22 protein-coding genes are annotated in these 20723 nt (G+C 55.3%); 10 read left to right on the top strand and 12 right to left on the bottom strand.

What is annotated here, in order from left to right; all coding sequences use genetic code 11:
• The first annotated feature begins 22 nt into the window (after nt 1-22).
• Nucleotides 23-2503: an LPS-assembly protein LptD gene (locus tag TURPA_RS14565; RefSeq protein WP_041948545.1), complete on the top strand. Its 2481-nt coding sequence runs from the start codon at nt 23-25 to the stop codon at nt 2501-2503.
• Here TURPA_RS14565 and nadC read toward each other — a convergent pair.
• The 6 genes from nadC to TURPA_RS14535 are packed head-to-tail and all read right to left on the bottom strand — an operon-like array spanning nt 2500 to nt 10115.
• On the bottom strand, nt 2500-4161 hold the full coding sequence (gene nadC / locus TURPA_RS22605; RefSeq protein WP_014804064.1) for a carboxylating nicotinate-nucleotide diphosphorylase: 1662 nt from the start codon (nt 4159-4161) through the stop codon (nt 2500-2502). The genes TURPA_RS14565 and nadC overlap by 4 nt on opposite strands.
• Before the next feature lie 6 nt (nt 4162-4167).
• A complete protein-coding gene (gene ttcA, locus TURPA_RS14555; RefSeq protein WP_014804063.1) occupies nt 4168-4983 on the bottom strand; it encodes a tRNA 2-thiocytidine(32) synthetase TtcA in 816 nt (271 codons plus the stop codon).
• Nucleotides 4973-5392 carry a hypothetical protein gene (locus TURPA_RS14550; protein WP_014804062.1) on the bottom strand — a complete coding sequence of 140 codons (420 nt, stop codon included), beginning with the start codon at nt 5390-5392 and terminating at the stop codon, nt 4973-4975. Before TURPA_RS14550 ends, ttcA begins: the two co-directional genes overlap by 11 nt.
• Nucleotides 5393-6283 (bottom strand): ankyrin repeat domain-containing protein, encoded by an 891-nt coding sequence (locus TURPA_RS22090; protein WP_014804061.1) that lies wholly within the window; start codon nt 6281-6283, stop codon nt 5393-5395.
• A gap of 59 nt (nt 6284-6342) precedes the next feature.
• On the bottom strand, nt 6343-7716 hold the full coding sequence (gene dnaX / locus TURPA_RS14540) for a DNA polymerase III subunit gamma/tau (protein ID WP_014804060.1): 1374 nt from the start codon (nt 7714-7716) through the stop codon (nt 6343-6345).
• A complete protein-coding gene (locus tag TURPA_RS14535; RefSeq protein WP_014804059.1) occupies nt 7713-10115 on the bottom strand; it encodes a penicillin-binding protein 1A in 2403 nt (800 codons plus the stop codon). Before TURPA_RS14535 ends, dnaX begins: the two co-directional genes overlap by 4 nt.
• Before the next feature lie 99 nt (nt 10116-10214).
• On the opposite strand from TURPA_RS14535, the gene TURPA_RS14530 reads away from it, so the two are divergent.
• Nucleotides 10215-10556, top strand: a complete 342-nt coding sequence (locus tag TURPA_RS14530) for an Hpt domain-containing protein (protein ID WP_014804058.1) — start codon at nt 10215-10217, stop codon at nt 10554-10556.
• On the opposite strand, the gene TURPA_RS14525 is transcribed toward TURPA_RS14530, so the two are convergent.
• On the bottom strand, nt 10553-11497 hold the full coding sequence (locus tag TURPA_RS14525) for a creatininase family protein (protein ID WP_014804057.1): 945 nt from the start codon (nt 11495-11497) through the stop codon (nt 10553-10555). The two genes, TURPA_RS14530 and TURPA_RS14525, sit on opposite strands and share 4 nt — an antisense overlap.
• Nucleotides 11498-11580: 83 nt before the next feature.
• On the opposite strand from TURPA_RS14525, the gene TURPA_RS14520 reads away from it, so the two are divergent.
• The 7 genes from TURPA_RS14520 (at nt 11581) to TURPA_RS14490 (ending at nt 16045) form a co-directional block, all read left to right on the top strand.
• Entirely contained in the window at nt 11581-12732 is a 1152-nt protein-coding gene (locus tag TURPA_RS14520; RefSeq protein ID WP_014804056.1) for a PASTA domain-containing protein, read from the top strand.
• Nucleotides 12733-12740: 8 nt separating this feature from the next.
• Nucleotides 12741-13394, top strand: coding sequence for a ribulose-phosphate 3-epimerase (gene rpe, locus TURPA_RS14515; RefSeq protein WP_014804055.1), 654 nt, complete (start codon nt 12741-12743; stop codon nt 13392-13394).
• A 7-nt stretch (nt 13395-13401) separates the two neighbouring features.
• Nucleotides 13402-13875 carry a hypothetical protein gene (locus TURPA_RS14510; protein WP_014804054.1) on the top strand — a complete coding sequence of 158 codons (474 nt, stop codon included), beginning with the start codon at nt 13402-13404 and terminating at the stop codon, nt 13873-13875.
• Nucleotides 13875-14675 (top strand): MqnA/MqnD/SBP family protein, encoded by an 801-nt coding sequence (locus TURPA_RS14505; RefSeq protein ID WP_014804053.1) that lies wholly within the window; start codon nt 13875-13877, stop codon nt 14673-14675. Before TURPA_RS14510 ends, TURPA_RS14505 begins: the two co-directional genes overlap by 1 nt.
• 76 nt (nt 14676-14751) lie before the next feature.
• Nucleotides 14752-15150: a hypothetical protein gene (locus TURPA_RS14500; RefSeq protein WP_014804052.1), complete on the top strand. Its 399-nt coding sequence runs from the start codon at nt 14752-14754 to the stop codon at nt 15148-15150.
• Nucleotides 15137-15643, top strand: coding sequence for an RNA polymerase sigma factor (locus tag TURPA_RS14495; RefSeq protein ID WP_014804051.1), 507 nt, complete (start codon nt 15137-15139; stop codon nt 15641-15643). Before TURPA_RS14500 ends, TURPA_RS14495 begins: the two co-directional genes overlap by 14 nt.
• Before the next feature lie 54 nt (nt 15644-15697).
• Complete coding sequence (locus TURPA_RS14490) at nt 15698-16045, top strand: hypothetical protein (protein WP_014804050.1); 348 nt, start codon at nt 15698-15700, stop codon at nt 16043-16045.
• A 39-nt stretch (nt 16046-16084) separates the two neighbouring features.
• Here the strand turns inward: TURPA_RS14490 and TURPA_RS14485 are convergent, their stop codons facing one another.
• The 4 genes from TURPA_RS14485 to tsaE all read right to left on the bottom strand — a co-directional run bounded on the left by TURPA_RS14485 (nt 16085) and on the right by tsaE (nt 19752).
• Nucleotides 16085-16420 (bottom strand): STAS domain-containing protein, encoded by a 336-nt coding sequence (locus TURPA_RS14485; RefSeq protein WP_014804049.1) that lies wholly within the window; start codon nt 16418-16420, stop codon nt 16085-16087.
• A 62-nt stretch (nt 16421-16482) separates the two neighbouring features.
• A complete protein-coding gene (locus TURPA_RS14480) occupies nt 16483-18690 on the bottom strand; it encodes an RNB domain-containing ribonuclease (protein WP_083847810.1) in 2208 nt (735 codons plus the stop codon).
• The gene (locus TURPA_RS14475; protein ID WP_014804047.1) at nt 18680-19333 is read right to left on the bottom strand and encodes a hypothetical protein; all 654 of its coding nucleotides are present in this window, start codon (nt 19331-19333) and stop codon (nt 18680-18682) included. Before TURPA_RS14475 ends, TURPA_RS14480 begins: the two co-directional genes overlap by 11 nt.
• Nucleotides 19330-19752, bottom strand: coding sequence for a tRNA (adenosine(37)-N6)-threonylcarbamoyltransferase complex ATPase subunit type 1 TsaE (gene tsaE / locus TURPA_RS14470; RefSeq protein WP_041948543.1), 423 nt, complete (start codon nt 19750-19752; stop codon nt 19330-19332). The genes TURPA_RS14475 and tsaE overlap by 4 nt, the downstream gene beginning before the upstream one ends.
• 126 nt (nt 19753-19878) lie before the next feature.
• Between tsaE and TURPA_RS14465 the strand changes: the two genes are divergently transcribed.
• Nucleotides 19879-20268: a Fur family transcriptional regulator gene (locus tag TURPA_RS14465; RefSeq protein WP_014804045.1), complete on the top strand. Its 390-nt coding sequence runs from the start codon at nt 19879-19881 to the stop codon at nt 20266-20268.
• Here the strand turns inward: TURPA_RS14465 and TURPA_RS14460 are convergent.
• Nucleotides 20256-20702, bottom strand: a complete 447-nt coding sequence (locus TURPA_RS14460) for a MerC domain-containing protein (RefSeq protein ID WP_014804044.1) — start codon at nt 20700-20702, stop codon at nt 20256-20258. The genes TURPA_RS14465 and TURPA_RS14460 overlap by 13 nt on opposite strands.
• Nucleotides 20703-20723 lie beyond the last annotated feature (21 nt).

The raw sequence follows: 20723 nt of genomic DNA, 5'->3' as shown, positions 1-20723 counted from the left end.
GGCCCGCCCCGCTCTACATTGCGTGTTTCAGCGGCTGGCGGCTATCCGCGGTTTATCTGCCGCAATTCTCTTTTGCAGCTTTTGGGTGAGCTCTCCCATAGGTGCGCAAAACAACCAAAACGGCAACGGTGCAATAGAAATCATCAGGGCTTCTGAAGCCGAATATGTGACCGTCGGTGAAGGCGACGAAGGTATCTTTATTCTGCGCGGGGGCATTATTGTGCGCTCGGGCATGGCATACCTGCGGGCCGAAACGGTAAAAATCAACACCCGCACGGGCGAAATTTTCGGCGAAGGCAAAGTGTCGTTCGAAGCCGGTGAGAACCGGTTGTCGGGCGAAAAATTCTATTTCGACAACAAGCACAGCGCCGGGGTTGTCTATTCGTCGCGCGCGGCCGCCGATCCGTTTTTTTTGTCGGGCAGCGTCATCAAACAGATCGAGACGAACCGCTATATCGCGCGCGACGCCTTCTTCACGACCTGCGATGAAAAGTACCCGCACTACTACTTCAAGGCGAAAAAACTGTGGATCTATAAAAATAACGAGATTGCCGCGATTTCGGCGATCTACTACGTCGGGCAGACACCGGTCTTTTACTGGCCTTTGCTGCTGCAGTCCGATACCGGCACGGGGGTTATCACTCAATACGGTAACAATCTCACGCGCGGGCATTTTCTGCAGAACACCTGGAACTTCTCGAACCCTGCGGCCGAAAAAAATCAGTTCACCCCGAAAAAAGGGAAACTCATGTTCGACTGGTATGAAAAGACCGGCTACCTGTTTGGCACCGTTCTGCAGCGCGACGACCCTGACCTGAAGTACACATTCGATCTGGCGATTTCAAACTTCAAGGCGCGGCGCACGACGACCGACAGCACGGGTACGACTGTGGTGACAAATCAGGTGCTGCAGCCAGACGGCAGCTATGGCACGAGCGAATATTTCTGGTACAAAGTGCGGGCAGATGTTAAGGGCAATCTGCACAGGTCGTTAAAAGACGACTCGGTGACATCGGCCTATGCGCGCTTTCAACATTACAAGCACCGTAACTTTGAACTTGAGTTCGGCGAGCGCTATGAGCCCGACATGACGCTGAACGCGATCTACAGGCCACGCTTCACGCAGCAAACCCTGCAGACGAATATTCTCAACTGGGAGGCCGGCATCACGCATACGAGCAAAGACACGCAGATTTCGCTGCGCGCGATCAGACAGCTCGCCTGGTACCAGGCCTCCAATGACGCCGATTCAAAGTATGCGCCGATCTACGACCTCTCGCCTGAGCTGACAGTCTCGCACCGCACCTACCTCGTGCGCGGCAGCGAAGGTTTTTTTAAGGGAATCATGAACCGCATTCATCTGAACTCGCAGTTCAGCCGCTATTACCGTGACATCAATTCGGTACCGGTCAAAGCCTTTATGCGCAATGATTTGTTTGACCAGGTCAGTTTCTATTTTGCTTTTCTGCCCTGGATCAATTTTGTGCCGTCGGCTGGCCTCGGCACCCAGTACAACTACACCGACCTCGACGACCCGCTGCTGCGGCGCGAAATGGCGCGACAGACGTATGGTTACCTTTTCACCAATAACACGCTGCGTATTGGCTATCCGCTGCTCTATGCGCAGGGTGTTCACGTGCGCCGCTATTCGTTTGCCGACCAGGGGCAAGACCTGACCTTTAACCACGACCGCGCCCACGCGGTGACTGCGTCGGTGGTCTCAGACCTCAACCCCTATGCGCTCATTTCTTTTTCGGCAACGCGCGATCTGCGACCCTACCCGATACCCCTCAAAGAACAAGAACGCTGGTCTGATCTTTTGTCGCGCACTCAGGCGGATTACGATTTTATACGCGGTTTCACGGTTAATCTCTATGGGCTCAACCAACGCAAATACAACCACTTCAACGGAGTCGGCATTCTGAACAATGCGGCGTACTCCATACAGTTCGATACAATGAACACGAACGACTTTCAGTTCTATTATCGCCTGGGCGGCTATCGCCTGCCACTCATGCGCGAACTGACGCTTTTCAAAATTACTTCAACCTACCGCCACAACTTTATCAATATTGCCGAGTCGAACCTGCGGCTCGGCTTCGAAACCGACATTCAGTTACACGATTTCTGGCGACTGCGGCTTGCACTCAATTCGATTGCCGATCAGTTTGAACGCTACCAATCGGTTAACCCTGCGCATGTGCCGTTCTTCGACGACCTCGTGAAATCGCTGAATCCGTTTGACCCGAATGCGCGCAATAACCGCATCTTGAACATGGAGAGCTTTTTCGCCAGCATCGAGCACGACCTGCACAAATGGCTGCTCAGGATAAGTTTTGCCTCTAACCGCCGCACCATCTACACGGGCACTTACCTGCGCGACCGAACGAGTTTTCTCGAACAGACAGTTTTTATCAGTTTCACACTGAAAGATCTTGGCGGCCTGGGTCTGCCTTACACAGAAGTCTACCGCTACAACCCGACCGACGCGGGAATCCGTTAATCGAGTATTTCCAAGCTGAAATCGGGTGGTTCTATGACATTTGTGATTGAGCCGAGACTGACATAATCGACGCCTGTATTTTTCAGACGGTCGAGGTTATCGAGGGTAAAGCCGCCCGAGGCTTCTGCCGTGATTTTGGTGCCATTCGTCAGATTGGCTGCGCGGATCATTTTCATAGCCTCGGCCATCGTCGCGTTATCCATATTGTCGAGCAGCACCATTTCGGGCTTGAGCGGCAGCGCTTCGGCTAACTGCGCCAGTGTGTCGACTTCAACTTCGAGAGGTGTGAAGGGCGCATGGCGTTTAAACGCCAGAATCGCCGCGGTGACCGACCCCGCCTGCGCAATGTGGTTGTCTTTGATGAGACCCATTTCAGAAAGATCGTGGCGATGATTGAGACCTCCGCCTTTGACGACGGAATATTTTGAGACAGAACGCAGCATCGGTACCGTCTTGCGCGTATCGAGCACGCGCACGCCATATTGGCTCGCATTGAGCTGCACGCGGTTCGTGCGTGTGGCGATGCTGCTCATGAACGCGAGAAAATTGAGCGCGACACGCTCACCGCGCAGAATCGCCCGAATATCACCGTTCAGACGTAAAACTGTGGCGCCGGCCTTAAGCGTATCGCCATCGGCCGCTTCGACCTGAAATTGCATTCCCTGATCAAAATAGCGAAAAGTCTGCAGCGCAACATTCACGCCGCAGACGACACAATCACTTTTGACGAAGATTCTGCCACCCGCGCGCGCCGGGGCTGCAAAGATTGCCTGCGTCGTGATATCGGCGCTGGCCTTGTCTTCGGCGAGCGCATTTCGTACGACGCGGGCAATCTCAGTCTCGCTGAGCTCGGCCATGGGTGACGCATAGACGGGACGGTCTGTCTCCCGGTATTGCTGCGGCGTTATTTCAAAACCTTTCGCCGACACCTGGCTCGTGTAATACTGCACAATCGCGAGGTCATTCTGCGTGAAAAATTGCAAGATCTCGCCTTCTGCTTCGGCAGGTCTGCCTTCACGAATCAGCTTCAGCACTGTGCGGTAGACGCCCACAGCATTTTGCATGTTCCAGAAGTTCTTGTTATAAGCAAGCACTGAATCCAGGTAATCGCGCCGTATGCGGTTAAGCACAAACCGGGCGGTCGTGAATCGCGACATGTTCGCAATTTGTAAGAAGAATTCAAATTCCGTTTCGTGAAAACTCACCCAGTCCCATGCATTGTTTTCGCTCAAGAACTGAAGGTCGTCGAGCAGGTCGTCGATTACGCGCGCCTGCTTGCGCTCAGCGTGTTGAGGTTTCCAGTTTTCAGCAGCTTTATAGACGACTGCCGCCGTGAAATACCTTCGCATTTCGAGAAATTCGGCGAGCAGATCGGGGTGAACGGGTTTTTCGGCCGAAATACCGTTTTCAAACGCCGTGCGAATCGCACGCAGATTTTCGGTCGCGACAATGCGCAACGTGACAAGCGCGGGTATGAGGCTCCAGCCGATGTGCCGCTCTTTGGCGCGGTCGCGCACGTAGCTGACCATTTGCCGAAAGAGCTGCGTGCCGGTCTGTTGCACGGTCGCATCGGGTTCTGCCCGGCGGCGGCGCAACCCGGCAAATAGCGGCAGAATACGACCTTTGCGCTTTTCACCGCCGGGGGTTTTGGTCGCCATAAGTATTTATTCTTCCCGGCGGCTGAGGCTGAGGTCCCAAAGGTGAGAGGGTTTAACATTCGCCATTGCACGCTTTGCCGAGTGAATCAGATTTGTATTGCGTTTGCTTTCGTCTTCAATGAGAGCCTTGATGCGGGCCCGCTGCAACCCCTCCTGGTTGTTGCAAAGGTTGCACGGTAAAATCGGAAAATTCAGCGCCCGCGCGAGTCCCGTAAGTTCTTCTTCTGCCACGCGCATCAGCGGCCTGATCACCGTATTTCGTGCATCATCGCTGACCAGTTTCGGCGGCATCGCGGCGAGTTTGCCGCTGTAAAACAGGTTCAAAAGCAGCGTTTCGAGCGCATCGTTGGCATGGTGCCCAAGGGCAATTTTTGTGGCGCCGAGCCTTTCGGCTTCGTCATAGAGTATGCCGCGGCGCAGCCGCGAACACAGCGAACAAAACGTCTGCCCCGCAGGTATTTTTTCGGTTACAACCGAATACGTGTCGCGCTCGCCGATGATATATTCGACACCAATCTCTTCATAGTATTGTATAAGCGAGCTGGCATCAAAGCCCGGCTGTTTTTGGTCGAGCGTATAGGCAAAAATCGAAAAATTTACCGGTGCCTTCGCCTGCAGGTCGAGCAGAATGTGCAGCAGCGCGTGCGAATCTTTGCCACCGGAAACAGCGACCATGATGCGATCACCCTCGCCGATGAGATCATGTTCGGCGATCAGCGCGCCGACTTCGTGCAGAATATTCTTGTATTCTTTGCGAAATTCGGCGGGTATTTTTCTCAGACGGATTTCCCGCTTTACGAGTGTTGCCGCTTCAGACAGCATTGCCCGTTGCCGTGCGCAGCCGGTCGCGCAGCTTCTGAACCGGGGCGTAGAACGTCACGCGACCCTTCTGCCATTCTATGAACTGCCGCACTGTGGCGTACAGGTAAGCTGCGGCCAGCAAAGAGCGGGTGATGCCCAGTACCAGAGGCCAGCTGCTGAAAAACAGCGAATCAAGGCCCTGCGCGACAGTCAGAGATGCCAGATAGGCAACGAAAAACACCAACGATTGAAATCCGCATTCGAATGCCTGCTCACCCGGTGCATAACGCGTTAGCCCCACAATAAACCCGATCAGCGTGGGGCCCGCGATTACAAACTTCACAATCTCAGGCCATAAAGTTTTCTGCAGACGCAAAAAGGTTGCGTTTGCAAATATCTGAGTGCGCAGGTTTTCGAGAATGCGCTTCATTTATTTTTCGAGGTAGACTGAGTCACCCTTTTCGGCGCCCTTCTTCACTGCTGTCGCCTTGATCTTCGAGTGCAGGGTTTCGCCGACAGTCGCTTTGATATCCCCTGAATCAGTCTTGATGATGATACGCGCGCCGCGTTTCGCATCTTTGATGCCCGAACCGGTGATCTCGATTTTCTTGCCTTCGGCGCGAAAGACCTTGCCGATGAGTTTGCCTTTGCTGCGGCTTTCGGCACCGCTGAGAAGCGCGATCGTGCGCTTGAATTCTTCTGCCCGGTACCCTGCATTGGCGGTTTCACCCTCACGCGCGAGGGCGAGCGCGTTTTTTTGTGAAGCGGCTACGAGCGCCTTATCTGCGCCTGCGGCGAGCAATGCCTTGACGGTCGCATCATGGCCTTGCTGGGCTGCGAGCATCAATGCCGTGACACCGCCCTGATCGGGTTCATTAACCTTTGCCCCCTTTGAGAGCAGGTATTGCACGACTGCCGTCTGCCCATGGTATGCCGCGCGCATCAGCAAGGTGCGGCCCATGCGCGTGCGGGCATTGAGGTCTGCCTTTTTCGAGACCAGATATTTGAGAACGGGCAAATGGCCGTTATCGGCGGCAGCCATCGCCGCGGTCCAGCCGCCCGATGTGCTGTAGTTCACGTCTGCGCCGGCTTCGACAAGCGCCTGCACCGATTTTAGCGTGCCGCGAGTGGCCGCGATACCCAGAAAATGCCCCGAATAGTTGCCACTGTTCGCGCCAGCACCGGCCTTAATCGCCGCCTTGATTTCGGCAGCGTTATCGCTGTAGACGGCTGATTCGAGCCGCTCTTGCGGCGAAGGCGTCTGTGCAGATAGCACTGTAAAGATTGTGAGAATTAAGAATAAACCTGTTTTGCGGATCATGATCCCTCCGGGAGAATTTGGTTCGTATCAATGATCGAAGTCAGGCTTTCAACCGCAATTCACGCCTGCCCAAAAAGCTTCTCTGATTCAGGTGTGACTGCAACCTCTTCGGCCAAAAAAGCCTTTTGCAGCAGCGTCGACGTATCTGGTGGCGGCCCTGCGTCTTTCGGCGCGGTTCTGGCGGGGGGCTCTGCCGGTGCCGCAGTCTGCGGCTGCACGGCACTTTCGCGCGGCGCTGCAGTCGCTGTTTTGGGGGCAACTGCGGTATCATCGAATGCCTTGCCGGTCTCAATTGCCTGCTTGAGGCGCTCGATCTTGCCGACGAGTGCGCTGACCGACGGTTCTTTGAGTTTGTGCACCAGATCGACGAGCGCAATTTCAAGCGACATCTTGAGCTCGCTGCTCTTTGCCGACAGCATGAGAGAGAAATCCTGATTGAGTTTGAACAGCTGTTGAAAAACGCGTATCAACGCCTGCCTGTCCCATGCGCGGGCGGCTTCGGCGACGAGTTCGGCCTCGTCTTTGGCGAGACTATGCACCTCGACCTTCTCGCTGACGAGCACCACCGTGCGCAGGTATGCCAACAGGTCTTTTAAGAATATGCGCAGGTTTGCGCCGCCCTGCGTCAGTTCATGCACTGCATTCAGCAGAGCGTGCAGATCACCGGTGCGCAGCCCCTGAACAAAACGGCTATAGACTTCAACCGGCAGAATGTCGAGCGATTCGCGCACTGCAGCGAGGGTCAGCGCGTCGCTGCCCGAAAAAGCCAGCGTCTGGTCGAGCAGCGAAATCGCATCGCGCAGCGACCCTTCTCCGCGTTCGGCAATCGGCAAGAGCGCGTCGCGTTCAAACGCAATCTGTTCTTTTTCGAGTATGTGCGCGAGCCGCTGCGCGATTTCGCGTGCGTTAAACTTCTTGAACGTGAATACCTGGCAGCGCGAGGCGATAGTCTCGGGAATCTTATGCAGCTCGGTTGTCGCCATGATAAAAACAACGTGGTGCGGCGGTTCTTCGAGAGTCTTGAGCAGAGCGTTGAATGACTCGGGGCTCAGCATGTGCACTTCGTCGAGTATGTAGACTTTGTAGCGCGACTTCATCGGCGCGAAGACTGCCTGCGCACGCAGCTCGCGAATGTTATCGATACCGCGGTTTGAAGCGGCGTCGATTTCGATCACATCGGTCGCACGCCCTTCAGAAATTTCAACGCAGTGTTCGCAGACATTGCAGATTTGCGAAGTTGGCCCATTGACACAGTTGAGGGCCTTGGCGAGAATACGCGCCATGGTTGTCTTACCGACGCCACGGGCGCCATGAAAGAGGTATGCATGGCCGATCTTGCGAAACTCGAGCGCGTTCTTGAGACTCTGCGAGGCTGCGAGCTGGCCGACCAGATCTTCGAAATCGCGCGGCCGGTATTTGGTCGCAAGGCTCATTCGTCGTCTCCCTCAAAGAAGTCGGGCGCCTTCGTTTTTGATTTTTTTTCAATTGTCACCGGCATCGAAATATCGGTCTCTACAGATTCGCCGAGGTCAATCTTGTTGCCGGTTTCAGGCCCCGTGCCTTCGAGAAAAAGTTCGCGGTATGTCTCAGAGCAGCTTTCACGCGCCGGCAACCCGTTCGAAGCGCAATAGGTCACCTCTGTCAGCTCGGTGCTGCGCAGGTAGGGCTCGTCGTCGGCGATCGCCTGCGCGATACGGTTCTGGTAGTTCGCCCAAATCGGCGCAGCAACACCAGCGCCCGCCTGCCCTGGCCCCAATGACAAACTCGGACGATCGTAGCCGACCCAGACTGCGGCGGTATAGCGTTTGTTAAAGCCCACAAACCAGGCGTCGCGGTAGCCATTCGTCGTACCCGTCTTGCCTGCGGCATAACCTTTATAACCCACCTTACGCACTGAATTGCCCGTGCCGGTATTCACTGCCGTCTCGAGCAGCGACCGCGTGATCGTCGCTGCGCCTGCGCTGATCACCTGCAATTTTTTCTGTTGAGGAGTGAAATCTTTCACGAGTTTATTGTTTCTGTCGAAAACCTGCTTGAGCAGCACAGGTTCAATACTTTCGCCGCCGCGTGCAAAATGCGAAAACCCGCGCGCCATGCCAAGAGGCGAAACCTCATGGCTGCCGAGCGCAATCGAAAGGTTGTACGGTATCTGCTGCGGTGTCACATAGAGCTCGCGCGCAATGGTGGGTATCACGTTGCCCAGCCCCACTTCGCGGGCCACGACAATACTCACCGTATTCACCGAAAAGCGCAAAGCATCGCGTAAGGTGATAAATCCGCGAAAGCCTGAAGAATAATTCTCGGGCATCCACAGGTCGCCCTGTTCGTCGATCGAGACAATCGGCGAATCGGGAAACTGCGTCGCTGCCGTAATCTTGCGTGTTTCGAGCGCCGCCGCGTACAGCAACGGTTTAAAAGCCGAGCCCGGCTGGCGCTCCATCTGCAGCGCGCGGTTTATCTGGTTCTGCGTGCTGAACGGCAAACCACCGACCACCGCCGTCACCTCACCCGTCGCATTGTCGATTTCGGCGAGCGCGCCCTGCACCGCGAGGTAGCGGTTAGCAAAAGGATTATCAGCCCTAAGGGCAAGCAGCATCGCGTCGAGCTTTTCGTCGCCGCCAAAACCAAGATTCACGAGTTCGAGGGGGTCCAGAAAGTCTTCAAAAAAGCTCATGTGCAGTTCGTACTGGTCGAACCGTTTTGCGGGGTTCAGCTCTGGCAGGTTCAGTGCTACCTGTGCAAGTGACAATAGCGGCGCGTATTCACGCGAGAGTTCAAGCTGCTTTGAGAAGAAATAATTGCGCGAAATCGCATTCTGCTGCCTGAGCCCGCGCCACAGTGCCTCTTGCGCCGCCTTTTGGTGGTCGAGGTCGAGGCCCGAATGGATCTTCAGCCCCTCGTTGTAGAGCGCCTGCTTGCCGAACTCTTTTTCCAGCAGCGGGCGCACATATTCTGAAAAATAAGGAGCATGATCGACACGGCGGCCGAACGCAGTCTCGGTCGGCGAAATATTGAGTGCTCCGTAATACTGCACTGCCTCGGCCTCGGCCTTGACCGCATCGGCGATCTTCAAAAAACCCAGGTCGATCATTTTCATGAGCGCATGCTGCAGCCGGGCGCGCGACAGGTGTGGGTTTCTCAGCGGCGAATAGCGGTTTGGTGAACTCGGCAGCGTCGCCAGAATCGCCGCCTGCGCGACGCTGATCTGGCTCACCGGGCTCTCGAAATAAAATTGAGACGCGGCTTCTACGCCATAGTTACCGTGGCCAAAATAGATCTGGTTCGAGTAGAGGTGCAGAATCTTGTCTTTCTCGTAAATCGCGTCGATGATGAGAGCGAGCGCGGCTTCTTTAATCTTGCGCGTGAACGTGCGCTTCTGGTCGGTCAGAACCACTTTGGCGAGCTGCTGCGTAATCGTCGAGCCACCCTGTTTCACCTGGCCCGCCTGCAGGTTGATCAGAAAGGCACGAAAGATTCCCTGCGGCGAGATACCCATGTGATCGTAGAAATGGTTGTCTTCCATCGCGATGAAAGCCTGCCGCAGATGGGCGGGTATGTCTTTTTCAGGCACGAGAATGCGCTGGTCTTGAAAGAATGTGGTGATCAGCCGGCCTTTGCGGTCATAGAGCTCGCTCGGTACCGCGGGCCGGTAGGCCTCGAGTCTGAATGCCCGCCAGGCCTGGCTGAGCACCGAAAGACTGGCAATCGTGACCACGAAAACCGCGAGGATAAGCGGCAACAGGCGAATAGCACCGCCCACCGAACGCACGGCGTGCAGCTGCCCTGCGAGACTGCAGGCAAAACGTGCATATGCTGAAATTACGGCCCGCACAACAGGGCAACGACGCCCGTTCAGACGCGCTGTAAACCGATATGCAAACGCCACGCGGAATGCTTTGACGCGAAGTGGGCATTTACCACACTAGTTTCGATGGCCGCCGAAATTTCATCCGACAAACTCGCCGAACTACAAGCGCTCGGCGGCGCCGCGCTCATCACAAAGCTGCTCGACAAATTTCTCGAAAACTCAGCCCGCCTGATTGCCGATGGCCAGGCGGCGGTTGCGGCAGGCGATGCGACCAAGGTCGATTATTGTGTGCACACGCTCAAAGGCAGCGCGCTGAGCCTCGGACTCAATGAAATGGGCGAACTTTTAACACAGCTCAACGTGCGCACCAAAGCCAAAAACCTTGATGGTGCCGAAGCGGATTTTGTGAAGCTTGCCGCGCAGCTCGAAGAAGTGCGCGCGTACAAAGCCAAACACTTTGCCTAAAGGCCTGCAAGCCCGGATAAAAAGTCTGTCACGCTGAGTTCGGGCTGCGGCGCGGCCTTGCCGTCGACGAACACCGCGCGCACTGCCTCTTCATAAATATCCAGAATTTCGTTCACGAATATATCTCCGCTTTTGCGGTTTGCGTAGCGCGGCATACCCGTATACCCGGGAAACGGCTCGAGATTCAGCCAGGCCATCGCCTCTGCGGCAAAGGCAAGTTCGCGCGCGGCACTCGCCTGCCCTAATGATTTTATGCCGTGAATCGCCGCGCGCTGCCACGCGGGTATTTCGATTTCAGGGCAATCGGGCAGTTCAGTATATGACGGGTCAACTGTCTGCGGTGCGAGCGCCAGTGTCAGCGAAGTCTCAAAAAAACCCGCATGGTAATCGTGACCCAGATGCGCCGACAGCTGCTCGCGCGCCTTTGCGTCTTTGACGGGCGCAAGCGCCGCGGCAAAATCACCCGGTTTATAGGTCAGCATGCGCGAGAGCAATAAATTCAGCGGATTGAGCGCCGAAATACCGGCTGATGCCAAACGATCGATGAAACGCTGAATCGCATGGTTATGCCTGGGGGCGCCGTGAAAAGTCATGACGATTACCCGGCTAACCCCGATGAGCGGCAGCTTGCGCGCAAATTGTGCAAGATAGGTGTCAAAGCGCGCCGCCGAAGTCGCAATCGTGCCGGCACCGGGCGTCGGGTCAAGCCCCAGATTAATGAGTGGCGCTGCGATAAACTTTTCAGTCAGCCCTGCCTTTATGAGGCGCGGTGCGAGCCGTGCGGCGAGGCCCCGGCTGATAATGTAGTCGTTGGCGAGCGGCAGGTGCGGTCCATGGTACTCAGTCGGATTTATAAAGAGAAAAAGTATATTGCCGTGCATGAGCCCTTGAAGCTGTTTTTCAGGCAGTTCATCGTAGAAAATCAATTCAGGTGCACCCATGCGGCCAACGCGGCTAAGGCAAAGTCGCACCGTCAATCCCGAATCACTTTACACGGCGTTTTCGACCCGGTTTCTAACCCCAAATGGCGACCAGCGAAGACTCTGCCCCCGTACCCAAAATGCTCTATTTCAAGCACGTGGCACGAATACTCATCTTTTATTTTGTCGGGCTTTCGATCTTCTTCGTTTCGGGGTTCACCATTTTCAAAGTGCTGTTTGCCGATACCGAGCGCACGGTCGTACCCGATGTGGTGGGCCGGCTGTTTCTGGGTGAGCACAACAAGCTGCGCGAAGATTTCAAAGTCGATCTGAAACCCGCGTATCTCGTACAGTACCCTTATGGTTACATTCTCGCACAGAACCTGACTCCGGGAAAAAGCGTCGATAAGAACACCAAACTCGAACTTCTGGTAAATTTTTCCGATGCGATCGTGCAGGTGCCCAAACTCGTGGGCTTCTCAGAAGACCTCGTCGATGGCTCGATTGCGAGCCTGCCGGTCGGTGGCCGCATCTTTTCACTGCGCAAGGGTGTCATCACGCGGGTATTCTCGGCGCAGCCAAAACGTGAGGTACTGGCGCAGTTTCCCCCCGCGGGTACCCCGGTGATTCCGAACACCCCGGTATCGCTACTCATCTCTGACGGCCCGGCCCCGGCCGGCGCACCGCAGGCAAGCGCCGCGCCGAAACTCGAGAAAGGCCTCGCCGTCTCGATAGCTCTGAATGCGGCCTACCACCTGAAAAAGCCCGCCGTGATTTCACTCAAAAAAACCGATAAGGCCGATGAAAACGCGGCGCTGCTCAGCGATGCAGTCGTCGGCGAAAAAGAAATTCAACTCGAGGTCGGCACTCTTGAAGAGTCACTGGCAAGCGGCAAGTCAGCGATCGACCTCGAAGACCTGCCGTTTACCCAGCTCGTTGTCGCAGCGAAAAAATGGGGTGAGGCCGATGCAGTGCTGACCATTGCACGCCGTGAACCGGTAGCCAACGAAGATGGTTCGCTCTACAGCGAATATTACCTGGTTCGCAATAGCTCCCCCTTGCCGGTCTTTCGCCGCCGCGACGATGCATTCGACGTTTACCGGGACTATTATACGCCAGTGACCGCCGCCCCCGTAGCTGCCAAAACAAACGAACCCGCGCAGACCACGATCGTGGGCGAAACGCAGCAGGCCGCGCCTGTTGCCGAAGTGCAGAAGCCAGACAAGACAGTGCGGCTGAAAGCTGACACGCTCTGAGAAATCGCATGGCAACACAGATATCACCCAGCATTCTGGCTGCACCCCTCGCACACCTCGCAGCGGCGGCAAAACAAATCGAAGCAGCAGGCTGCGAGTACATTCACATCGACGTCATGGACGGGCATTTTGTGCCCGCGCTCACCTTCGGCGACCAGATCACCGCGGCCATACAGGCCGAATCGTCTGTGGCACTCGACGTGCACCTGATGGTCGCTCGGCCCGAAGTCGAGGCCCCTAAGTATTATGCCCTGAAACCCAAAATTATTACGTTCCATTACGAAGCGACGACGGCTCCGATTCGCCTCGCCGAGCAGATTCGCGCGCAGGGTATTCGCGCGGGCATCGCCTTAAACCCCTGCACGCCCGTCAGCGCGCTCAAGGACATAATCCATGCGTTTGATCTCGTGCTTTTTATGTCGATTGAACCGGGTTTCTATGGCCAGAAATTCATTGAATCGTCATGGGAGAGGCTCGCAGAACTCAAGGCGCTCAAAGAACGCGAACACGCAGCGGGTCGCAGGCTCGAAATTGAAGTCGACGGTGGCGTCTCCGATGTGAACTGCAGGCGTCTGACAGAAGGCGGCGTTGATATTCTCGTTTCGGGCAGTTATCTTTTTAAAGGTGACATGAAAGAGCGCGTACAAAAGTTGCGCGCGTGAGAAGACCATGCTGAACCGTCGCTTCGTGCTAATCGCCCTGCTTGCTGCCGCAACGGTGTCGTGCAAACGTTCGTCGATCTTCACTGAAATCGACGCCAACTTCAAATCGCTCGACGATGTCTTTATCGCAGAATTTCGCAATGAGCAGAAATTCGTTGAAAAAAATACCGAACTCGACCTCGCCGCAGAAACCGCGCTCACGGGCCGTTACGGCACGCTGCTCACGCTCGATGTGTGGGAGTTCAATTCTGACAGCGAAGCAAAAGCTGCGTATGAAACTCTGACCGCTGTCGAGAAACAAAATGCGCCGCGTGAATTCGACCAGACCCGCGCCAATGAACTGCGCTACAAGGTTGTGCGCGCGACGGGAATCGCCGGTGAAATTTTTACCGTCAAAAAGGTCTTGTTCAGAATTCTCGGCGAAAACACAGCGACGATTCAAGAGTACCTGATATCGAGCAAACTCGCGCGCCTGCGTTGATGGCAGAGCCGCTCGACATCGCGATCTCACCCTGCCCCAACGACACCTTTGCTTTTTTTGGTTTCAAAGATAACCCTCACTACCGCCTGCATTTTCTCGATATTGAAGAGCTGAACCGCGCGCTCATTGCCAGGCGCTATGCGATCGCGAAAGGTTCATTTGCATTGATGCATAAACTCGCGCCCGATTATGATTTCGCGGCGCGCGGGGCGGCGATCGGTCGCGGCGTCGGCCCGGTGCTCGTCGGCAACATGCACGCGAATGCCCGCGTTGCTCTGCCCGGCGAGAACACCACCGCGAACCGGCTCTTTCGCTTCTGGCGCGAACGGCACCCGCACCTCGCGCAGCTTGAGATTATGCAGATGCCGTTCTTCGAAATGTTGCCGGCGCTAAAAGCCGGGCGGGCTGACGCAGCAGTGCTGATTCACGAAGGCCGCTTTGTCTATGCCGCTGCAGGTCTGCAGCTCATCGAAGACCTCGGCGCCTATTTTGAAAAGCACATGCACGTGATGATTCCGCTTGGCTGCATTTACGTCAGAAAAGACCTGCCCACGGCGACGCAGCAGCAGTTCAGCGAAGATTTGCGGATTTCCCTCGAATCGAGCCTTACCCACTACCGCGGCCGAACTGCCCATTACCTCGGCGAGATTCTGCCGTTCATGCAACACCACGCGCAGGAGCATTCGGTGAACGTGGTCGAGGCACATGTCGATACCTATGTGACCGCCGACACATTAGAACTCAGCGCCGAGGCCCGAACTTCGATCACAGCCTTCGCGCAGTTGATATCCTCACCTTAGCTTTACGCCGCATCGCCATTGTGGCGCGTTTATTTGCAACCTTCGGGGGCAAATCTGCATCTAACAGGTGGTTCGTATGGATTCTCAAAATATAAAAGGTCTTGAGGCGATGCTCGAACGCTGCATCAGCACCTCGCATACGGGCGATATTATTCTCTCTATCGTGCCGATGGTCGCGGTGGTTTTTGGCTCTGTTCTTGTGTTTTTTCTGATGCTCTATAACTACCGCCTGCGCAAAGAGAAGATCAGGCTGCAGATACCTACTGACAGCGCGAGAGACCATCTGCGCTTTATCAGCCTGCTCACCGGCTGCCTCAGCTTTTCGGCGGGTTTGCCGCTGACTCTGTTCTTTCTGTTTACCCGCCCTGCTAACCCCGGCATTCTGGGGGGGCTGATACCGCTTTGCGCAGGTATAGGCCTCGTTGTGTTCTACTATTTATCAGATCGCAAAGCCGGAGCACATGCTGGCAAATGAGCCGCTTCTTGCAAAAGACGAGTACGACCGTGAATTCGAGAAGGCTCTCGATATGATCTATTCGATTGGCCTGAAACTCTACCGCGGCAATGAAGACGATGCGTCAGATTTTGCGCAGTCGGTCTACGTCTTTGCTTTGAAGCAACTCGGCAAATTCGCCGGGCGTTCGGCATTTTCAACCTGGCTCTACCGCCTCGCCTGGAACTTTGGCCTCGAAGACCTGCGGCGCAAGAAACGCTTCGTCACCGAAACTATTGAAAACTTCGACATCGCCGCCCATGAGCCCGAAACCTCATTCGACGAAGACGAAATTACCGAATTGAGGCAGCACATTGCCACGCTGCCAGACAATTACCGCATTCCGCTGATCTTGCTATTCTTTGAAAATATGCCATACAGTGAGATATCAGAAATTACCGGTATGAAAGAAGGCACGCTCAAGGCAAACGTGCACCGGGCGAAGCATATCTTGCGCCAAAAAATGGAAAAATGAAGGGCAAATTGTATATTAATACTGTCGAAAGGGCCACGTTGGCGAAGGGGTAATATGAAGAAGTACAAATATCCTGATGCCGTACACCGCGCGGTCGGTGACGAATATACCCGCAGGGCACCTGAGTCATTGCGGCTGAAGATTCACGAGTTGATGCGTATTCCGCTGATGCAACCGTGGAAATTTGCGGCGGCCGTCGTGCTGCTACTGGCGACGCCACTCTCATTTTACCTGTTCGGACGGACGCTGGTTTATTCCGAAGCGATGCTGCTTGTGCTGAATATTTCTTCGGGCGTCGCGGTCTTTTTTGTGATTTTCGCGGGGGTGGCGCACCACTTCAGCGATGCGAAAAACAAGGCAGACCTGATCGATCGCATCAACGCATTGCGCGCACGAATCTGAGAGACTAAAAAACTAGCAGGTTGCTTTTTGAGGCACCTGCTAGCGTTTTGACTGAATTGCGGCGACTGCCGCTTTTTCGTCGGCAAAAACCGTGAAATGCTGGTCTGACTTGGTCAGCTTAAACACCATTTCGATCGTGGCATTTATGCCCACCAGATAGAGGGCGCCGCCATACGCGTGCATTTTTTTCTGCACCTGAAACAGTACACCCATGGCCGAAGAATCAAGATATTCGACCCGGGTGAGATCAATAATCAGGTTATCGGGTTCGCTGCTCACCGTATCGAGCAGCTTCTCTTTCAGGTCGGGAATAAAGTACATGTGCAACTGCGCCGCGGTAATGCGCGCGCACGGTATGCCGTCTCTTTCATGCATCTCGACCACAATGAATAACCCTTACCGCGCCGCGCGCTGTCAATTACTTGTCGGTTTTTTTGTCAGAACCTTTCGGGTTCGAACTGCAGCGCCATCTCGATTGGGTCTGCCCGCAATAACCGTACCTTGAATTTATCGCCCAACGAGAGCGTTTTTTGCAGCTTACCGGCGTAGACGCTGAAGTCATCGATAATGCGAATTTCGCCGCGGCGGTCGACCGCCATGGCGCTGATCTCGCCTTCAGCGGGAAAATCAGTCAGGGCGACAAACAGCCGGTCAGGGGTAAATCCGCTTAGCCAGCAATTGAATGATTCACCGATGCGGTTGCCCATAGAACGGACAGCGAGCAGCTTTTTGTCAGACCTTTCGGCCTCAAAGGCAATGCGCTCGAGCCGCGAAGCTTCTCGCCCAAAGTATTCGAGCTCACCCATGTTGAAGGTGCGTTTTTGTTTTTCCAGGTGCGATGCGAGCTGCAGGTGCGTCACCAGATCGGCAAAGCGGCGAATCGGCGACGTGAAGTGCGCATATTCTTCAAAAGCCAGGCCCCAGTGCCCTTTTGACTCGGGCATGTAGTTTGCCTGCATGAACGACCGCAAAAGCAAGAACTGAAAGACTTCGCGCACCGGGTCAAGCCCCTCGTGCGCGAGCACGCGACCGATCTCTTTCTGGTCGACGGCGCGTATCTTGAGGCGCGAGGCATATTTCTCGAGATAGCGGTTCAGCTTCTCAAGTTTTTCGGGCGGCATGCTTTCGTGGTTGCGGTGCAACACGGGAATTCCATGGCGGTTGGCATAATTTGCCACCGCCTGGTTGGCACTCAGCATGCATTCTTCGACAAGCCGGTGTGAATCAAGTCGTTGCTGCAAATCGATGCCGCGAAAACGCCCTTGTTTGTCATAGACGGCCTTTTGCTCGGCGATATTGAGGTCAATGCGCCCTTCGCGGTCGCGCCGCTGAATCAGCACGTTGGCGAGTTCAAGCGCGGGCGCCAGCAATGACGATTTTTTCTTCAGATCGAGGTGCGCTTCTTTATAGGTGTAGCGCTTGTTGATGAATATCGATGAGCGAAAAATTTCATGGCCTGTCATGCGGCCCGTCGCGTCGAAAAACATGCGGGCGGTAAACGCAAGTCTGTCTGTCTTGGGTTTAAGGCTGCAGAACTCATTCGACAGTATTTCGGGCAGCATCGGTATCACGCCACCGGCGAGATAATAGCTATTGCCGCGCCTCAAAGCTTCGTCGAAAAGTTTCGTGCCGGGTTTCACGAAAAACGAGACATCGGCGATGTGCACATCGAGTTCATAGCCATTCGGCCTTTTGGTCACCGAAATTGCATCGTCAAAGTCTTTCGCGTCTTCACCGTCGATCGTGAAGATATAGCGGTCGGTCACGCGCTGGCGCGACTTATTCTTCATTTCGGCTTTCACCATGCGGTTCAGCTCGCTTTTTGCCGGTATCAGCTCTTTGCCAAAGTCTTCGGGCAGCATGAACCTGAGCCGCAGCCTCTCGAGATCGCCGCGGCGGTCTTCACGCACCGCCCTGCCCGAAGGTTCAAAGACGAATGCCTGCGCCCGGCTGTAACCACCCGATGAATGCTCGCGCATATACTGCTTTTGCTGCGTGGTTCGGGTCAGGTAGATCAGCGATTCATCGGCGTCACCCTTGCGTTTCTTCTTCGCTGCGTGCCGAGACTTTGCCACGAGTACATAAGGGCGGTCGGGTAAGTCGACGAGTTCTGCAAGCTGCAGCTCATCGGCCCCTCGTGCCGGGCCCGAAAGCCGTGCCAGGTATTCACCCGAAAATGGTTCAACAATCGCCTCGACCCGCGCGGTCATGCGGCCACGGCCAAAACCCGTGACGCGAATGCGCACCTTATCGCGGTGCAGAGCCCCGCCGCGTTCTGCAAAAGGCACGACGGCCTCGACACGCGAAGCAGCGGGCACAAAGCCAACCCCTGACTTCGCCGCGCTGAATGCCCCGGTAAACTGGTTCTGAATGAAGTACTGGTTGTTCTTCAGCGTCACGACACCGGCAGCCATGAGAAAATTCAGCGCTTCGGTGGTGTGCCGGTCAAAAGTGACCTGCACAGCCTTGGCGACTTCGGGATTCTTCTTTTTTGCCCGGCGCGAACTTTTTTTCGCAGGTACAGTGTTTTCTGCCTTCGGCTCAGGCCGTTCATTGCCCCGGGACAATGGCAGCTTCAGATCGCCCGATTTGGCGGCGTGAAACAGCCACCGGTCTATAAGTTTTTCAGTTTGTTTATCCATCATTATTTCCTTTTGCCAGTTTGAGATTCAGATCGTGCCCGTAGACTGGCTGCAGCGCATCGTGCTGCAGCGGTTCACCGGGATTCACATGAGAGAGCCAACCGTCTGGCAATGACCAGCTGGATTCGGCCATGTTGAGCATGATGCCGATTTTGGTTTGTGCTGTGCCCGCGGCATTTTTCGCCTGCGGTAGCCAACTGTCTTGCACACAGTAGAGCCCTCCGCCCAGGCTGAGCGCAGCATCAGCTTCTACCGCAAGCGCCTCGCGCTCGGGTGCGAAACGGTCAGCATAATAGAGTTTCGCGTTCGTGCGGGTGAGTAGCCACGCGTCGTCGGGTACAGAGAATATCTGCCGCCACAGCAACGACGACCAGAAAACTCTGCACTCCACATTTCTGAGCATCACGAGCATGCGCGCATAGGCAAATGACGACCTGAGCCCCACAAACGAGCCCGGGCCCTGCCCCAGCAAAAGCGATTGCAGGTCGCGCAGATCGGGAAAAAGTGCATGCACAGCGTTGTCGACTGCGTCTTCGCCCTGCACCATGCTCTCCGCTGCGGTGAGCTTTAACGGCCCCGTGTTTTCGATTCTGCCCGCGACGAGGTAGCGACTCGAAGTGTCGATGATGAGCGCCGGCAGTTTCATGCGCTCTGCCAGCTGATGCTGCGGCCGCCATCTGCCTTTAGGGCAATGTTGACCTGCAGCTTTTGCCCGAACGGAGCAAGTAACTGCGGCGGCGCCTTTTCTGGCCACTCGACAAAAACCAATGCATCGGAATAGTCTTCATCAGGCGGCAGCAGGTCGAAGGCACTGTCGCTTTCTTTCAATCGATAGAAGTCAATGTGCACGGCGCGCCAGGCACCTGCGGCATAATCATTGCGCAAATTGAATGTCGGGGATGTCACAGAGTCAATGCCGCGGCTTTTGAGCAGAGCAGCCACAAAAGTTGTTTTGCCGGCGCCAAGGTCGCCGCTCAGCAGCACCAGAGCAGGCGCGCTCAGGGTTTCACCCAATTTTCGGGCAGCAGACTCAAAGCCGGCAAGGTCATGAGCCTCAAATGTCACTCTGCGTGAAGCATGCCCGTTCGAGACAGGGCGCAAAGAACAATATCGACCTACGGCCATTCTCATCGGCGCGCGGCGGATCAATAAGAAATTGCTGCCTTGTCCCCTGATTGGTTGTGTATCCGCATGTCGAAGCTGAAAATCGGTCAAAGACAGACCAAACAGCGATCTATTATACACGAAATCATCATGCAGTCAGACCGGCCGCTGACAATTGCCAACCTCGTCACGCTCGCTCAAGAACAGCAACCCAAGATCGGCCAGGCGACGATTTACAGAACAGTCAATGCACTGCTCGAAGCCAACGAAATTCAGGCTGTACAGATGCCGGGCGGCGAGGCGCTGTATGAAAAAGCACACCTGCACCACCACCACCATTTCAAATGCAATACCTGCGGCAAGGTCTATGACCTGCCGGGTTGCCCGGGAATCGAATTACAGAAATTTCTGCCACCCGGTTTTCGCCTTTCGGCGCACGAATTTACTTTTTACGGTGCGTGCGCTCAGTGCTCGTGATGCGCGTGCCCGCGGTTATGGAGCAACAGATTGCGCACATGCGCAGAAATCAGTAGTGCAGAACCGGTAACGCTCACATAGTTGATCGATTTAAAGCCGAAAGCCGGCTCAAAAAGCTCGCCGAAAGCAAGCATCAGGTAACCTACGACGCCGCTCGCAACAATCGAATAGGCCCGGTGCGCCTTGAAGCTGTGGTGAAATGCAATACCACCGGTAATGCCGATCACCGGCAGAAGGTACCAATGCAGCTCTTTCACCCAACCGATCGAAGACTGCAGGCTGATCAGCAGCGTCGAAACAACGGGCAGCACCAGGCAATCAATGAGGCAGAGGCCCGACATGATGACGCCGAGCCTGTCCCAGGCGAGGGAGAAAACGGAAAACTTTGGTTTCACAGCGTCGTCGTGTTTTGTTTCAAGGGCGGCAACCGCCATAACGATAACGAAATATCATTA

Source organism: Turneriella parva DSM 21527, from assembly GCF_000266885.1.
Taxonomy (GTDB): Bacteria; Spirochaetota; Leptospiria; order Turneriellales; family Turneriellaceae; genus Turneriella; species Turneriella parva.
Note: the sequence above shows the minus strand (reverse complement) of the source record. Positions and strands in the feature narration are given on the sequence as shown.

Excerpts from the sequence above, each read along its gene's own strand:
- TURPA_RS14525 (WP_014804057.1), bottom strand. The coding sequence starts at position 11,497 with ATGGGTGCACCTGAATTGATTTTCTACGATGAACTGCCTGAAAAACAG.
- TURPA_RS14465 (WP_014804045.1), top strand. The coding sequence starts at position 19,879 with ATGTCGAAGCTGAAAATCGGTCAAAGACAGACCAAACAGCGATCTATT.
- rpe (WP_014804055.1), top strand. The coding sequence starts at position 12,741 with ATGGCAACACAGATATCACCCAGCATTCTGGCTGCACCCCTCGCACAC.
- TURPA_RS14500 (WP_014804052.1), top strand. The coding sequence starts at position 14,752 with ATGGATTCTCAAAATATAAAAGGTCTTGAGGCGATGCTCGAACGCTGC.
- TURPA_RS14480 (WP_083847810.1), bottom strand. The coding sequence starts at position 18,690 with ATGATGGATAAACAAACTGAAAAACTTATAGACCGGTGGCTGTTTCAC.
- ttcA (WP_014804063.1), bottom strand. The coding sequence starts at position 4,983 with ATGCTGTCTGAAGCGGCAACACTCGTAAAGCGGGAAATCCGTCTGAGA.
- TURPA_RS14495 (WP_014804051.1), top strand. The coding sequence starts at position 15,137 with ATGCTGGCAAATGAGCCGCTTCTTGCAAAAGACGAGTACGACCGTGAA.
- TURPA_RS14505 (WP_014804053.1), top strand. The coding sequence starts at position 13,875 with ATGGCAGAGCCGCTCGACATCGCGATCTCACCCTGCCCCAACGACACC.
- nadC (WP_014804064.1), bottom strand. The coding sequence starts at position 4,161 with ATGGCGACCAAAACCCCCGGCGGTGAAAAGCGCAAAGGTCGTATTCTG.
- TURPA_RS14520 (WP_014804056.1), top strand. The coding sequence starts at position 11,581 with ATGGCGACCAGCGAAGACTCTGCCCCCGTACCCAAAATGCTCTATTTC.
- TURPA_RS14460 (WP_014804044.1), bottom strand. The coding sequence starts at position 20,702 with ATGGCGGTTGCCGCCCTTGAAACAAAACACGACGACGCTGTGAAACCA.
- TURPA_RS14475 (WP_014804047.1), bottom strand. The coding sequence starts at position 19,333 with ATGAAACTGCCGGCGCTCATCATCGACACTTCGAGTCGCTACCTCGTC.
- TURPA_RS14510 (WP_014804054.1), top strand. The coding sequence starts at position 13,402 with ATGCTGAACCGTCGCTTCGTGCTAATCGCCCTGCTTGCTGCCGCAACG.
- TURPA_RS14490 (WP_014804050.1), top strand. The coding sequence starts at position 15,698 with ATGAAGAAGTACAAATATCCTGATGCCGTACACCGCGCGGTCGGTGAC.
- TURPA_RS14530 (WP_014804058.1), top strand. The coding sequence starts at position 10,215 with ATGGCCGCCGAAATTTCATCCGACAAACTCGCCGAACTACAAGCGCTC.
- TURPA_RS22090 (WP_014804061.1), bottom strand. The coding sequence starts at position 6,283 with ATGATCCGCAAAACAGGTTTATTCTTAATTCTCACAATCTTTACAGTG.
- TURPA_RS14550 (WP_014804062.1), bottom strand. The coding sequence starts at position 5,392 with ATGAAGCGCATTCTCGAAAACCTGCGCACTCAGATATTTGCAAACGCA.
- TURPA_RS14485 (WP_014804049.1), bottom strand. The coding sequence starts at position 16,420 with ATGCATGAAAGAGACGGCATACCGTGCGCGCGCATTACCGCGGCGCAG.
- dnaX (WP_014804060.1), bottom strand. The coding sequence starts at position 7,716 with ATGAGCCTTGCGACCAAATACCGGCCGCGCGATTTCGAAGATCTGGTC.